Raw genomic sequence first — 14,035 nt, forward strand, 5'->3', positions numbered from 1 at the left:
TGAGATGCAAGCTGATCTCTCTGTGATCCTGCCCGAGGTTATCCTCTCCATCTTTGTGATGGTGGCACTGATCGGGGCCGTTTACACCACCAAGGACAAGCTGGCGCCGGTGCTCCTCTGGGTCACCGCCGCGCTGATGGTGGTGCTCGGCATCTGGATCGGAACCTCCGGCTCCGGCACCCGGGTTGCCTTTGGCGGCATGTTCGTCGATGACGCCTTCTCCCGTTTCGCCAAAGTGGCGATCCTGCTGTGCGCCGCCGCCGTCATGGTGATGGGGCAGGAGTATATGTCCAAACGTGGCATGCTGCGGTTTGAATACCCGCTTCTGGTGGCGCTCTCTGCCGTCGGCATGATGGTGATGGTTTCCGCGGGCGATCTGATGTCGCTCTATATGGGGCTGGAGCTGCAATCGCTGGCGCTTTATGTCGTCGCTGCGCTGCGTCGGGACAGCGTGAAATCCACCGAGGCGGGGCTCAAGTATTTCGTGCTTGGTGCGCTCTCCTCCGGTCTGCTGCTTTACGGCGCCTCGCTGGTCTATGGCTTTGCCGGCACCACGCTGTTCTCCGGCATTATCGAAGTCGCCCAGCACGGCGAGGTCAGCCTCGGCCTGCTGTTCGGGATCGTCTTCCTGATCTCCGGTCTTGCGTTCAAGGTCTCCGCCGTGCCCTTCCACATGTGGACGCCGGACGTCTACGAGGGCGCGCCGACTCCGATCACCGCCTTCTTTGCCTCGGCCCCGAAAGTGGCCGCGATGGGTCTCTTTGCCCGTGTGCTGCATGACGCCTTTGGCCATGCGGTCGCGGACTGGAGCCAGGTTGTGGCGCTTCTCTCCGTGCTGTCGATGTTCCTCGGCGCGGTGGCGGCGATCGGTCAGACCGATATCAAACGCCTGATGGCCTATTCCTCGATTGCCCATATGGGCTATGCGCTGATCGGCCTTGCGGCGGGCACCGAGCTCGGTGTGCAGGCGCTGCTGATCTACATGTCGATCTATGTGGTGATGAATATCGGCACCTTTGCCTTCATCATGATGCTGCAACGCGATGGCAAACCGGTGACCGACATTCGCGCGCTGAACCAATATTCCAAACGCGAGCCGGGCCGGGCGCTGGGTGTTCTGATCCTGATGTTCTCGCTGGCGGGCGTGCCGCCGATGCTGGGCTTCTTTGGTAAGTTCTTCGTGCTGCGTGCCGCGGTCGAGGCTGGCATGGGCTGGCTGGCGGTGGCGGGTGTGATAGCCTCGGTGATCGGTGCCTTCTACTACCTGCGGATCGTCTTCTACATGTATTTCGGCGCCGAAGGCGACGAGGTCGAGACCAACCGTTCGCCGGTTCTGATGGCCTTCTTTGCCGCAAGCGCCGCGATCATGCTGATCGGCGTCATCTCCACCTTCGGCATCGAGGGGGCCGCCTCCGCTGCGGCGGCGATCCTGGTCCACTGACCCGCTCCATCATTAAATCACCAAAAGGCCTGGTCCAGAGGGACCGGGCCTTTTGCCTTTTCTTCACCCGGGTGCTAAAGGGCGCGCATGACTGATTGGCCAATTGGATACGGGCGCCGTGTGCTCGATGAGGTGGACAGCACCCTGGACGAGGCCGCGCGCCTCGCACCCAGCCTTGCCGGGCCGGAGTGGATCGCTGCGCGCCGCCAGACCAAGGGGCGGGGACGGCGCGGGCGCGGCTGGACCGATCCCAAGGGCAATTTTGCCGGCACATTGGTCTATCGCCCCGAGGGCAGCCCGGATCAGATCGCCCTGCGCAGCTTTATCGCCGCGCTGGCGGTCTATGACGCGGTGGAGGCGGTCACCGGCTCCACCCGTGGACTGGCGCTGAAATGGCCCAATGACGTGCTGCTGAATGGCGGCAAGCTGGCCGGGATCCTGTTGGAAAGCGCGGGCCACAGCGGGGGTGTCGCCTATCTGTCGGTCGGCATTGGCGTCAACCTGGTCGAGGCCCCGATGAAGGAATGGCTGGAGCCCGGCGCCGTCTGGCCGGTCTCGCTGCAATCGGAAATGGGCGTGCGCGTCGATCTTGAACCCTTCCTTGATGCGCTGGCGGCGGCCTATGCCCGCCATGAGCTTCAGTTCACCACCTATGGGTTTGAGCCGATCCGCAGCCTGTGGCTCTCGCGCGCGGCCAAGCTGGGCGAGGTGGTCACCGCCCGCACCACGCGCGAGGAACTCTCCGGCACCTTCGAGACCATCGACAAGACCGGCAATCTCGTTCTCTCCACCGCGCGCGGATCTGTTGCGATCCCGGCGGCGGATATCTTTTTTTAACGGAGGCAGCGCTGATGCTCCTGGCGGTAGACTGCGGCAACACCAATACGGTTTTTGCAATTTGGGACGGGGAACAGATGCTCGGCCATTGGCGCACCGCGACCGAGTGGCAGCGCACGGCGGATCAATATTACGTCTGGCTCTCGACCCTGATGAACCTGCAAGGCATCCACGCCAAGATCACCGATGTGATCATCTCCTCCACCGTGCCCCGGGTGGTCTTTAACCTGCGGGTGCTGGCGGATCGCTATTTTCAGACCCGCCCGCTGGTGGTGGGCAAACCCGAATGCGCGCTGCCGGTGGCGGTGCGGGTGGACGAAGGCACCACGGTGGGGCCGGACCGGCTGGTCAATACGGTGGCGGGCCATCACAAATACGGCGGCGATCTGATCGTCGTGGATTTCGGCACCGCCACCACCTTTGACGTGGTGGCCGCCGATGGCGCCTATGTGGGCGGGGTGATCGCACCGGGCGTGAACCTCAGCCTGGAGGCGCTGCACCACGCCGCCGCCGCGCTGCCGCATGTGGATATCTCGAAACCGCAGACTGTGATCGGCACCAATACCGTCGCCTGCATGCAATCCGGCGTGTTCTGGGGCTATGTCGGCCTGGTACGCGAGATCTGCACCCAGATCCGCGCCGAGGCCGATGTGCCGATGACAATCATCTCGACCGGCGGGCTGGCGCCACTCTTCCAGCAGACAGCAGAGCTTTTTGACGCATATGAGGATGACCTGACCATGCAAGGTCTGAGGCTCATCCATGACTATAACAAGGATATCGGTACTCAAGTATGAGCAGTGAACGTTTGATCTATCTGCCCCTCGGTGGGGCGGGTGAAATTGGCATGAATGCCTATGTCTACGGCTATGGTGAGCCGGGCAAGGAACGCCTGATCCTGGTGGATCTGGGCGTTGCCTTCCCGGATATGGACACCACGCCCGGCGTGGATCTTATCATGCCCGACATCAGCTGGCTGGCGGCGCGCGTCGACCAGCTGGAGGGCATCTTTATCACCCATGCCCCCGAAGACCACATCGGCGCCGTGGCGCATCTCTATACCCGGCTGAACGTGCCGGTCTATGCCCGCGCCTTTACCGCCAATATCGCGCGGCGCAAGATGGAAGAGCAGGGCCATGACCCCGACCGGGTGGTGACGATTTCGCCCTGGCCCGAGGTCACCAAACTGGGGCCCTTCTCGGTGAGCGCGGTGCCGATTTCGCATTCGATCCCCGAAAGCGGCGGTCTGGTCATCGACAGCCCGGCAGGCCGTGTGGTGCATACCGGCGACTTCAAACTGGACGAGAACCCCATCGTGGGCGAGGCCTTTGATCCCGAGCTCTGGGCCGAGATTTCCAAGGATGGCGTCAAGGCGCTGGTCTGCGATTCCACCAATGTCTTCTCGCCCCATGCGGGCCGCTCCGAGAGCGAACTTGGCGACAATATCACCAAGCTGATCTCGGAGGCGACGGGCATGGTGGCGGCGACCACCTTTGCCTCCAACGTGGCGCGGGTCAAAACCCTGGCCGAGGCGGGCGACCGTGCCGGTCGCTCGATCGTGCTTCTGGGCCGTGCCATGCGCCGGATGATCGAAGCCTCGATCGAAACCGGGGTGCTGACCGATTTCCCCAAGGTGCTGCAACCGGAAGAGGCCAGCGAGATCCCGCGCGAAAACCTGATGCTGATCACCACCGGATCGCAAGGTGAACGCCGCGCCGCCACGGCGCAGCTGGCCCGCGGCAAGTTCCGGGGCATGGAGCTGAAAGAGGGCGATCTCTTCCTGTTTTCCTCCAAGACCATTCCCGGCAATGAAAAGGGCGTGATCTGGATCATCAACCAATTCTCTGAAAAGGGCGTTGATGTTGTCGATGACAGCTCTGGTCTTTATCATGTGTCCGGCCATGCCAACGGCCCGGATCTGGAGCGCATGCATGACATCGTGAAGCCCAAGATGCTGATCCCCATGCACGGCGAACACCGCCACCTGCGTCGTCACGCGCGTCTGGGGGCCGACAAGGGCCTGGCCTCCATCGTGGCGGTGAACGGCATGATGCTGGACCTGACCGGCGATGCACCGAGCATTGCCGAATATATCGACACCGGCCGCACCTATCTGGACGGCTCGGTCAAGGTTGGCGCCATGGATGGCATCGTGCGCGACCGGATCCGCATGGCGCTGAACGGCCATATCGTGGTGACGGCGATTCTCGACGAGGATGACGAACCGCTTGGCGAACCCTGGGTCGATCTGAAAGGTCTGGCCGAAACCGGGATGTCCAATGCCTCGCTGGTGGAGGTCATGGAAGAGGATCTGAACCAATTCCTGATGCGCGCCGGCAAGAAGACGTTGAAGGATGACGACAAGCTGGAACAAGAGCTGAAACGCGTCGCCCGCCAGAGCGCGCAGGCAGAGATCGGTAAAAAACCCGAGGTCACCGTGGTTGTCAGCCGTATGCGTTAAGGCACGCGAGGGGAGGGGGCGCTGCCCCCTCGGCCCCATTGGGGCCTCACCCCCGGGATATTTCGGAAAAGATGAAAATGTGAGTGCAGAAACAACAAAACGCCCGGACCGATCTGGTCCGGGCGTTTTTGTTTGCCACGCGCGTGTTGACGCGCTGCGTTCGGCTCAGGCGGTCGCGTGCGAGCGGCGGAGCAGCTTGGCCGGGGCTTTTGCGACGCGCAGGATCACATTGCCGAGGGCTGCGAACATGGCGGAATAGGCTTCGGCGCGCATTTTATAGGCTTCGCGCTCGATGCGGCTGATTTCGTCGCTCAGGAGAGGGGCGGAGTTGTTGTTGTCCATAACGTCACCTTGGAACCAAATAAGAGTTGCCCTGACATAGCCTGTCTCGCCACGGCGCACATCGCAGAACTTGGCAAGGCCGCTATGCCTTTGCTGCAATGCGGCGAAAGGGGGGCGGCACAAAAAAACCGCCCATGTCACGGGGACAGGGCGGTTTTCAATCTGTGTTGGCTTTGGATCAGCCGGCGCGGCGCTCTGCGAAGCTGAGGGCGATAAAGCTGGGCATATGGTCGCCCATGCCCACGACCTTGTCGTTGCGGCGATTGTCGTCGCGACGCCCACGGCTGCGCGATTTGCCGGAGGAGGTCGCGTTGTCCTGTTGTGTTTCCGCAGGGGATGCTGGCTGCTGCTCGGCCGCTTGCGGAGGGGCTGCTGCCTCGACCTGCGGCTGTTGCGGTGCCGGAGCCTCGGCGGCGGGGGCCTCGGACGTGCGGCTGCGGCTGCGCCGTGTGGGCTTGGCTTTGGGCTTGGTGGTGCCCTCTTCGGTCGTGGCCTCGGCAGCGGCGGCGCGGCGTGGCGCCGGTTTTACCGGGCTCTCCATCCGGGTGATTTCCTTTTGCACCAGCGATTCGACGGCGGCGAGCGCCTTTTCGTCGCGCGGGGTGCAGAGGGTGATCGCCTTGCCGTCACGACCCGCACGCCCGGTGCGGCCAATGCGGTGCACGTAGTCTTCGGCATGGCCGGGCACGTCGAAGTTGAACACATGGCTGACCGAGGGCACATCCAGACCGCGCGCCGCCACATCGGAGGCCACGAGGATTTTCAGACTGCCATCGCGGAAGCCGTCCAGCGTCTTGGTGCGCTGGCTCTGGTCCAGGTCACCGTGGATGGGGGCCGCGTCATAGCCGTATTTCTTCAGCGATTTCGAGACGATATCCACATCCGTCTTGCGGTTGCAGAAGATGATCGCGTTTTTCACGCCGTCGCCCTCGGCGTCGATCAGGGCGCGCAGCAGCTTGCGTTTCTCCGAGGCTTCGCGGTCCTTGCGCGAGGCTTTGAAGATCACCACAGCCTGTTCGATGGTCTCGGAGGTCGTTGCCTGACGGGCGATCTCCACCCGCTCGGGGCCGGAGAGGAACGTATTGGTGATGCGTTCGATTTCCGGCGCCATGGTGGCAGAGAAGAACAGCGTCTGCCGGGTGAAGGGCGTCAGCGAGAAGATGCGTTCGATATCGGGGATAAAGCCCATGTCGAGCATCCGGTCGGCCTCGTCCACCACCATGATCTCGATACCGGTGAGCAGCAGCTTGCCGCGTTCGAAATGGTCCAGAAGCCGGCCCGGGGTGGCGATCAGAACGTCAACACCGCGGTCGATGGCGGCGTCCTGTTCCTTGAAGGAGACCCCGCCGATCAGCAGCGCCTTGGTGAGTTTTACATGTTTGGCGTAGACGTCGAAGTTTTCGGCAACCTGTGCCGCCAGTTCGCGCGTCGGGCAGAGCACCAGCGAGCGCGGCATGCGCGCCCTTGCGCGGCCACGTGCCAGACGGGTGATCATCGGCAGCGTGAAAGAGGCGGTCTTACCGGTGCCGGTCTGAGCGATCCCGAGGACATCGCGCCCTTCCAATGCGGCGGGAATCGCGCCCGCCTGAATCGGTGTCGGAGTCTCGTATCCTGCGTCCTCAATTGCTTTGAGGACCTTGGGATTAAGGTTCAGATCGGAAAATTTTATCATATGCGTCCGTTTTTGCGGACACTGACCTGGCCCGCGCGTGTGTCTGTAATCCGGTATCAGTTGAACCTCCGCCCATGCAGAGCGTCCCCGGATGGGCGGCACATAGCAAAAATGCGTGATATGGTCAAATGATCGCGTGTCTTTGCCGCCATTCACGGAGATTTGCAGTTTTTCGGGAACAGTTCAGCCGAATTTGGGGAACTGTCGCGCCCGCGCTTGGGACAGCGGCAGGCGACGGCTGCGAAACAGGCCTTCGGCCTCCAGCCGGGCGCGCAAATCGGGGCTGTCGGCGCAGACCTCGTTGAAAAAGACGCGCAGACCGGCCTCGCCCTCAAGGGATTCGACCTGCGACAGCAGCTCATGCAGGGTGACGCCGCCCATGTCGCGACTGCGGGCCGGGGCGAGATCGGCACGGTAGGAGCCTTTCTCCAGCCGATAGCGGTAGTGTCGCATCCAGTGGTCCCAGTCGTTGCTGTGATGATGGCACAGATCCACCTGCGCCAGCTCCGCCGGACCGGGGTTTTCCTCGCCGTTGACAAAGGCATTGTGGATGCGAATCTCCACATCCTCCCCGGCGCCGTCCAGCCCGGTGCGCAGGAACAGCTTGCCCTGCACATGGCTGATGAAGCCGCCCTTCAGATAGGGGCCGAACCGGGGGTAAAGCCGCGCGGCGATTGCCTCCTGATCGGGGCCGGGAGGGATGCGCGCCTTATAGTGGCTCTCTGATCCCGCCAGACGTTCCAGCGGCCTCACCCGGGCGCAAATCCGGTCCTTGTGGAGCGCGCCGAGCGCCGCCGCGATGGAGCTCTCGGCGGTCAGGAATTCGTCCACATCCATATGGATCAGCCAGTCCAGATCCTTGGCCTGACGGCGATAGGCGCGGGTGGCGTTCAGGCTCTGGCGGACCTGATGTTTCTCCGGGATGCGGCCCCGGCGTTTTTCCCAATGGGCGGCGTCGGTCTCGATCACCCGGATCTTGGGATGGGCTTTCAGATGTGGCAGGGCGCGCGGGCAGGGCGCGTCGAGATAGAGGAACAGCCGATGCGCCCCCATCTCCAGATGCCAGGCGGCAAAGGCGAGGATCTCCTCGGCGCCGGCCTTGAGCGTGGCGACCAGGCCCCATTTTGTCGGATTTGCCATCGGTTTAGTCCTCGAACCAGCGGTCGCGTTTCTTGAATTTCTGAATGCGGGCAAAAACCGTGCGCTCGTCGCTCATCACCATGCGCAACATGGCAAAGCCCAGGGGGCGCAGCACCGCATCCGCTTCGGCGTGACGCCACAGTCGCGCGAGCATGTTCTTGTCCAGATCCCCCGTGCGCAGCGAATAGGGGCTCAGATCAAAGGCCAGCGGCTCTTCGATCTCGGCGGGGGTCCTGCGGCGAAAGGGTTTGCTGGCGGGGCGGCCGGACAAGCGCCGCTCGCTCTCGTGCAGCTTGATCAGGTCAAACAGCAAGGAGAGCCCCTGTCCGCCCAGTCGCTGATCCATGGTCTCGCCATGATCGGCAAATGTGGTGGCCGCCGCGATCATCCAGCGGGCCGACAGAAGTGCCGCAAGCCGCGCGCCATGGTCACGCCAGAGCCGCATAAACAGCGCAACAGCCTCCGGCGGCGGCTCCCTGCGGCGCAGGATGGCGATCACCATGGCATGCAGCGCCAGAACCTCGGGCGCGCCATGCAGCTGCTGGCGCAGCGATTGCATCTTCTTGGGCGCGTCGCAGCGATCCCCCTCGGGCAGCGCCGCGCTGCCATCGGTCAGCCGCTCGAAATACGGCGCCAGATCCGCATCCGCCTCGGGCAACACCGCCAGCGGCGCGCGAAACGGAGCCTGGCGCTGCTCAAGGCGGCGCATCAGCTCATAGTAGCCGCCGGGATAGATCTCGGATGCCAAATCCATATGCTGTCACCGCCCCTGTGCTCCGGGGGCTGAAGGGGCCCCGGTTCAGGACACCATCATTTCCTTGGTCGCCGAGAGTTTCAAGTCGGGATAATCCCGCTCCACCCGGTCGATGTCCCATTGCAGCCGCGTCATATAGACCACATCGCCGTCGTTATCATGGGCGATGTGCTGCTTGTTGGCGGCGGCGAATTTCTCCACCGCGGCCTTGTCGCCATGCACCCAGCGGGCCGATGTGAACTGGCTGGCCTCAAACCGCACCGGCAGCCCGTATTCCATCTCGATACGGGAGGCGAGCACCTCGAATTGCAGCGCGCCGACAACGCCGACGATAAAGCCGGAACCGATCGAGGGTTTGAAAACCTTGGCGGCGCCTTCCTCGGCAAATTGCATCAGCGCCTTTTCCAGGTGCTTGGCCTTCATCGGATCGCCCGCGCGCACCCCTTGCAAGAGCTCCGGCGCAAAGGAGGGGATGCCGGTGACGCGCAGCGCCTCGCCCTCGGTCAGCGTGTCGCCGATGCGCAGCTGCCCGTGGTTGGGAATGCCGATGATATCGCCGCCCCAGGCCTCCTCGGCCAGCTCGCGGTCAGAGGCCAGAAACAGTACCGGGTTGGAGATCGCCATCGGCTTCTTGCTGCGCACATGCATCAGCTTCATGCCGCGTTTGAAATGGCCCGAGGCCAGACGCACAAAGGCCACCCGGTCGCGGTGCTTGGGGTCCATATTGGCCTGCACCTTGAAGACAAAACCCGCAACCTTGGTTTCCTCCGGCGCGATCTTGCGCGGCTCGGCGGATTGCACCTGCGGCTCCGGCCCATAGGTGCCGATGCCGTCCATCAGCTCCTTGACGCCAAAGGAGTTGATCGCGGAGCCGAACCAGATCGGGGTCATATGGCCCTCAAGCACCGCCTGCGGATCCAGCGCGGGCAGAAGCTCGCGCGCCATTTCGACCTCTTCCAGGAGTTTTTCCAGCAGATGCGCCGGCACATGTTCCGCCAGTTTCGGATCATCCAGCCCCTCAATGGCGATGCTCTCGGCCACCTTGTTGCGGTCGGCGCGGTCCATCAGCTCCAGCCGGTCGCGCAGCAGATCGTAACAGCCGATAAAATCGCGCCCGACCCCAATGGGCCAACTCGCGGGGGTCACGTCAATGGCGAGGTTTTCCTGAATTTCGTCAATGATATCAAAGGTGTCGCGGCTCTCGCGGTCCATCTTGTTACAGAAGGTCAGGATCGGCAGATCGCGCAGACGGCAGACCTCAAAGAGCTTCTGCGTCTGGCTTTCCACGCCCTTGGCGCCGTCAATCACCATCACCGCCGCATCCACCGCCGTCAGGGTGCGATAGGTATCCTCGGAGAAATCCGAGTGGCCGGGCGTGTCCACCAGATTGTAGCGATAGGGGCCGAAGTCAAACGACATCGCCGAGGCCGAGACAGAGATGCCCCGGTCCTTTTCCATCTGCATGAAGTCCGAGCGCGTCCGCCGCGCCTCGCCCTTGGCGCGCACCTGTCCGGCCATCTGAATGGCGCCCCCGTAAAGGAGGAATTTTTCGGTGAGCGTGGTCTTGCCCGCATCCGGGTGCGAGATAATCGCAAAGGTGCGGCGCCGCGCGATTTCCGGCGGCAATTTGGGGCGGTTTTGTGCGGTGTCCAACATAGGGAGTGCGTTAGCGCGATTTCGGGCGCCAGACAATCGGGATTTTGCAGCTCAGACCGGAGGCAGGCCGGGCAGGATCTCCTGTAGCCACTGCATCAGGGGGTGCAATTCGGTGACAATGGTTTGGGCCATCTGTGGCAGTGTTTTTCCGCTGACGGTCGCGGCGATAGCAACATCGCCGCCGACGGTCCGCACGGTTTCAACCACTTGTTTCGCACGCCAATAGAGGCGCTCAACGAAGGTGGCGCGCTCAACCGTTTGATGTTTCACCATCCGGGCGAGCTTTTCCCTGTCGTTCGGCGTCAACGCTCGGAGCTCAAAACGCTCCAGCACCGCGTCATGTTCCCGCAGCCCTTGCACCGCCGCCATATAGCTGTCGGTTGCGGCCTCCGCCTCGCTGATGGCACGGTCCAGTTTGTCGAGGATCGCGGCGGCCTCTTCCGTGGTGACCTCCCGCGCAAGCTCCGCGCTCTCCTTGATCGCAATCGCTTCGGCGGCGGCGGGGATGCACTCGGCGAGATAGGCGTCATGTTGCTCGACAAAACTCTGAAGCTGGGATTTCAGGCTTTTGCTATAACCGTCAACGACATAGGGGTCGTCGAGTTCTGCCTTGAGGCCGCTCGCGAGGAAATTCAGCGTGTGCGGGTTGGGAATGTCATTCTCCACCAGATGCGCCGTATAGGCGCGCAGGTTTTCCCTGGCGTCCTCGCTCAGTGCATTGCCGCTCTTCTGGGCCAGAAACTGCGCGCTGGTGGTGAGCGCCTCCGCCCGGTTCAGCCCGTCGGCGGAATATGCGGCGCGGGGGACCGCATGCGCCTCGGGGAGCTTGGCGGAGACGCCGTGTTCGTTCACGTCAAAATCATATGAGGCGGCGCGCACGAGCGGCGCGTTTAGGGCCTCCCCGGCGGAGGGGGTGACAGGATCATCGCCCCAAATGTCATGTGGGAAGGGCAGGCGCTCTGGCAGCAGGGTACCCGCGTTGCCGCGCATTTCGCGATATCGGTTCTTGTTGAGGTACTTGCTTTGTCTCAGGTCCGTCTCGCGGACGTCGAGACCGCGAAGTGTTGCGGTCTGGAGTATTGTCCCTCTCAGACTTGCTCCACGAAAACTAGCGTCGAATAGATACGCTGCGGCAAAGCTAGCGTTGTCCAAAAGGCTTTGACTCAGGTCGGCTCCCTCAAAATGACTATAGTCGCAATGTGCGTAGCGCAAGTCTGCCTGCCTGAGATCGCAATAGGAAAAAACTCTGTGGTAGAGTCGGCTATGTGCGAAGTTTGCGCCACGCAGATTGTAACCGTAACAGTCAATGTTCGGCCAAAGAACTATTTCGCGATCCTCATCACTCCGAACGAAGGCGGCTGTAGATACCTTCGAAAAATTAGGCACAAAATCGTCGCGCTCGCGGCGGGCGTTCCAGGCCTCGCGGCCTTCCTTCAACCACTCGATATGTTGTTTGTTCGCCATGCTCGCTCCGCACCCGGTTTGATCTGATAGGGCGGTTTCAAAGGGCGGAGGTCAAGCGCTTTTGGCCTGGACCTTCTTCGCATCGGCTGTCGCAGTTCAGCGCAGGGAGGCGCGGCGCAGGAGGTCTACGAGGTCGGGGCGGTCGATGAGGGTGCGGCTGACCTCGACGCCGTGATCGCTGCGCGCGCCGTGGATCTGGCCCTGGGCCAGGTGGGGGCGCAGCTCCGGCGGGATCGCGGGCTGGGTCATCGGGTCCAGAAGCAGGCTCTCGGCGGCGATGCCTTCGGCGTAGATGATATAATGGCGGTCAAACAGGATCTGGAAGTAATCGACAAAGCCGCCGTCCTGCACCAGAACCGTGTCGCCATTGACCAGATCGCGGGCGCGCACCAGCACCTCGGCGCTGCCGACGCCGATCTCGTCAGAGCGCTGATAGACCATCAGCCGGTGTTCGGGGCTGACCAGCAGGTCATGGGCGTTGTTGAGCGCCCCGGCGCGGATCAGGATCGGGGCCATGTCGCCCACCGCGCGGGTGGTGGTCTGGCCGATCCAGCGCACCTCCTGCACGCCATTGTTGCGGGTCAGCACCCGGTCGCCGGGGTTCAGATCCTCGATCTGTACCTGCGCGCCGGTGCCCAGCGTAATATGGGTGCCGCGCGTGAAGGACACGCAGGCCATCTGCGCCATGACCTGTCGCGCGCTGTCGCGCCGGGCCGAGACCAGGCGATAGCCGCACTGCGCCGCCAGCGGCGCTTGCGGCACAAGATAGACCTCTGCGATCATGCCCTCGCCATCCACCTCGACCAGCACCAGCGCCTCCAGGCTGTCGCCCTGATCGGGCATCAGCGTCACCGCGCAATCCAGATGCAGCGTGGCGCCGGGCTGGCCAAGCGCGGTGTCGCGATGCACCTGAAAGCTGCCGTCGGGCCGCGCCATCAGCCCCAGCCGTTGCGGCGCGCGCGCTTGGCTCAGCTCATAGATGTCATCCATCACCAGATCGTCAAACACGCCAAAGGGATCGCCCGCGTTGACGCCAAATTCCACGCAGATCTGCGTGGCCTGGTAGGCCGGGACAGATTGAACAGCGCAGGCAGTGCGGGTCACGGGAATTGGCCTCTGGTCTTGGGGTGCGGGGGTGCCTCAGGCGATAGCGTGCCCGGGCGGCTGCGGCAAGTCTGGTCAGGTTTAGGTAAACAGTAGGTTCACAATTGGGCAAGATCCGGGCGGAGATCGACAAAAATCCGGGCTATGCGGGGTAGGGCATCTGGAAAAGCCCGACCACAAGTGTCAGGTACAGGGCAACGAGAGACAACAGCAACTGGAGGAGTGGACATGGATCTGGGTATTCGCGGCAAGCGCGCGTTGGTTTGCGCATCGAGCAAGGGGTTGGGCCTGGGCTGCGCCGAGGCGCTGGCGGAGGCGGGCGTCGATCTGGTGATGAACGCGCGCGGCGCGGACGCGCTGGAGGCCGCAGCGCAGGATCTGCGCGACCGTTTCGGCGTGCGCGTGGAAACCCACGCCTGCGATGTCACCGATGAGGCGGCCCGCGCCGGGCTGATCGAGCGCGCCGCCGGGGTCGAGATCCTGGTGACCAACGCAGGCGGCCCGCCGCCGGGGCTCTGGAGCGATTGGGACCGCGAGGATTTCATCCGCGCGCTCGACGCCAATATGCTCACCCCCATTGCTCTGATGAAGGCTTTGCTGCCCGGCATGATGGCTGGCGGCTGGGGCCGGGTGGTCAATATCACCTCGCAATCCGTAAAAGCGCCGATCCCGGCGCTGGGTCTGTCCAATGCGGCGCGCACCGGGCTCACCGGCTATGTCGCCGGCACCGCGCGGCAGGTGGCAAACAAGGGCGTGACGATCAACAACCTGCTGCCGGGCATCCATGCCACCGACCGGGCGGTCTCGCTCGATAGCGGCGTGGCAGAGGCGCAGGGGATCTCGATCGAGGAAGCCAAGACGCAGCGCGCCGCCAGCATCCCGGCGGGCCGCTATGGCACGCGGGGGGAATTCGGCGCCGCCTGCGCCTTCCTCTGTTCGCAGCATGCGGGCTTTATCGTCGGGCAGAATATCCTGTTGGATGGCGGTGCCACCAATATGACGATCTGATCCCGATGGCAGAGGCGTTTTCGCTGAAGGATCAACTGTTTAATCGGGAAAAGACCCGATACCTCGCGGCGCTTCTTGGCGCCGCGCAGGCGCAGTTTGACGCCGCCGCCTTTGAGGCTGACGTGATGGCGCGCCTGTCGGAGCTGGAGCTGAAAG

Annotated in this window: 12 protein-coding genes; 5 read left to right on the plus strand and 7 right to left on the minus strand. The window is 63.2% G+C overall.

Going from position 1 to position 14,035, the window contains the following annotated elements; all coding sequences use genetic code 11:
• Positions 1–4 precede the first annotated feature (4 nt).
• From nuoN to HCZ87_RS09890, 4 genes are all read left to right on the plus strand, one after another.
• Positions 5–1,441 carry an NADH-quinone oxidoreductase subunit NuoN gene (gene nuoN / locus HCZ87_RS09875; protein ID WP_167643588.1) on the plus strand — a complete coding sequence of 479 codons (1,437 nt, stop codon included), beginning with the start codon at positions 5–7 and terminating at the stop codon, positions 1,439–1,441.
• Positions 1,442–1,528: 87 nt separating this feature from the next.
• The gene (locus HCZ87_RS09880) at positions 1,529–2,278 is read left to right on the plus strand and encodes a biotin--[acetyl-CoA-carboxylase] ligase (protein ID WP_167643589.1); all 750 of its coding nucleotides are present in this window, start codon (positions 1,529–1,531) and stop codon (positions 2,276–2,278) included.
• 14 nt (positions 2,279–2,292) lie between these two features.
• Positions 2,293–3,075 (plus strand): type III pantothenate kinase, encoded by a 783-nt coding sequence (locus HCZ87_RS09885; RefSeq protein ID WP_167643590.1) that lies wholly within the window; start codon positions 2,293–2,295, stop codon positions 3,073–3,075.
• A complete protein-coding gene (locus tag HCZ87_RS09890; RefSeq protein ID WP_167643591.1) occupies positions 3,072–4,739 on the plus strand; it encodes a ribonuclease J in 1,668 nt (555 codons plus the stop codon). The genes HCZ87_RS09885 and HCZ87_RS09890 overlap by 4 nt, the downstream gene beginning before the upstream one ends.
• A 165-nt stretch (positions 4,740–4,904) precedes the next feature.
• On the opposite strand, the gene HCZ87_RS09895 is transcribed toward HCZ87_RS09890, so the two are convergent.
• The 7 genes from HCZ87_RS09895 to HCZ87_RS09925 form a co-directional block, all read right to left on the minus strand.
• Positions 4,905–5,081, minus strand: coding sequence for an RSP_7527 family protein (locus HCZ87_RS09895; RefSeq protein WP_167643592.1), 177 nt, complete (start codon positions 5,079–5,081; stop codon positions 4,905–4,907).
• A gap of 178 nt (positions 5,082–5,259) precedes the next feature.
• Positions 5,260–6,753: a DEAD/DEAH box helicase gene (locus HCZ87_RS09900; protein WP_167643593.1), complete on the minus strand. Its 1,494-nt coding sequence runs from the start codon at positions 6,751–6,753 to the stop codon at positions 5,260–5,262.
• A gap of 183 nt (positions 6,754–6,936) precedes the next feature.
• Positions 6,937–7,893, minus strand: coding sequence for a glycosyltransferase family 2 protein (locus tag HCZ87_RS09905; RefSeq protein WP_167643594.1), 957 nt, complete (start codon positions 7,891–7,893; stop codon positions 6,937–6,939).
• 4 nt (positions 7,894–7,897) lie between these two features.
• The gene (locus HCZ87_RS09910) at positions 7,898–8,647 is read right to left on the minus strand and encodes a hypothetical protein (protein ID WP_167643595.1); all 750 of its coding nucleotides are present in this window, start codon (positions 8,645–8,647) and stop codon (positions 7,898–7,900) included.
• Positions 8,648–8,692: 45 nt separating this feature from the next.
• Positions 8,693–10,303 carry a peptide chain release factor 3 gene (locus tag HCZ87_RS09915; protein ID WP_167643596.1) on the minus strand — a complete coding sequence of 537 codons (1,611 nt, stop codon included), beginning with the start codon at positions 10,301–10,303 and terminating at the stop codon, positions 8,693–8,695.
• Positions 10,304–10,354: 51 nt separating this feature from the next.
• Entirely contained in the window at positions 10,355–11,767 is a 1,413-nt protein-coding gene (locus HCZ87_RS09920; protein WP_167643597.1) for a pentapeptide repeat-containing protein, read from the minus strand.
• 96 nt (positions 11,768–11,863) lie between these two features.
• Positions 11,864–12,871 carry a Hint domain-containing protein gene (locus HCZ87_RS09925; protein ID WP_167643598.1) on the minus strand — a complete coding sequence of 336 codons (1,008 nt, stop codon included), beginning with the start codon at positions 12,869–12,871 and terminating at the stop codon, positions 11,864–11,866.
• 228 nt (positions 12,872–13,099) lie between these two features.
• Here HCZ87_RS09925 and HCZ87_RS09930 point away from each other — a divergent pair, with 228 nt between their 5' ends.
• The gene (locus HCZ87_RS09930; protein WP_167643599.1) at positions 13,100–13,879 is read left to right on the plus strand and encodes an SDR family oxidoreductase; all 780 of its coding nucleotides are present in this window, start codon (positions 13,100–13,102) and stop codon (positions 13,877–13,879) included.
• Positions 13,880–14,035 lie beyond the last annotated feature (156 nt).

The organism is Phaeobacter sp. HF9A (assembly GCF_011806385.1).
Classification (GTDB): domain Bacteria; phylum Pseudomonadota; class Alphaproteobacteria; order Rhodobacterales; family Rhodobacteraceae; genus Epibacterium.

Bases quoted from the DNA above. Each gene is read 5' to 3' on its own strand.
- HCZ87_RS09900 (WP_167643593.1), bottom strand. From the start codon at position 6,753: ATGATAAAATTTTCCGATCTGAACCTTAATCCCAAGGTCCTCAAAGCA.
- nuoN (WP_167643588.1), top strand. From the start codon at position 5: ATGCAAGCTGATCTCTCTGTGATCCTGCCCGAGGTTATCCTCTCCATC.
- HCZ87_RS09890 (WP_167643591.1), top strand. From the start codon at position 3,072: ATGAGCAGTGAACGTTTGATCTATCTGCCCCTCGGTGGGGCGGGTGAA.
- HCZ87_RS09880 (WP_167643589.1), top strand. From the start codon at position 1,529: ATGACTGATTGGCCAATTGGATACGGGCGCCGTGTGCTCGATGAGGTG.
- HCZ87_RS09885 (WP_167643590.1), top strand. From the start codon at position 2,293: ATGCTCCTGGCGGTAGACTGCGGCAACACCAATACGGTTTTTGCAATT.
- HCZ87_RS09905 (WP_167643594.1), bottom strand. From the start codon at position 7,893: ATGGCAAATCCGACAAAATGGGGCCTGGTCGCCACGCTCAAGGCCGGC.
- HCZ87_RS09915 (WP_167643596.1), bottom strand. From the start codon at position 10,303: ATGTTGGACACCGCACAAAACCGCCCCAAATTGCCGCCGGAAATCGCG.
- HCZ87_RS09895 (WP_167643592.1), bottom strand. From the start codon at position 5,081: ATGGACAACAACAACTCCGCCCCTCTCCTGAGCGACGAAATCAGCCGC.
- HCZ87_RS09910 (WP_167643595.1), bottom strand. From the start codon at position 8,647: ATGGATTTGGCATCCGAGATCTATCCCGGCGGCTACTATGAGCTGATG.
- HCZ87_RS09920 (WP_167643597.1), bottom strand. From the start codon at position 11,767: ATGGCGAACAAACAACATATCGAGTGGTTGAAGGAAGGCCGCGAGGCC.
- HCZ87_RS09930 (WP_167643599.1), top strand. From the start codon at position 13,100: ATGGATCTGGGTATTCGCGGCAAGCGCGCGTTGGTTTGCGCATCGAGC.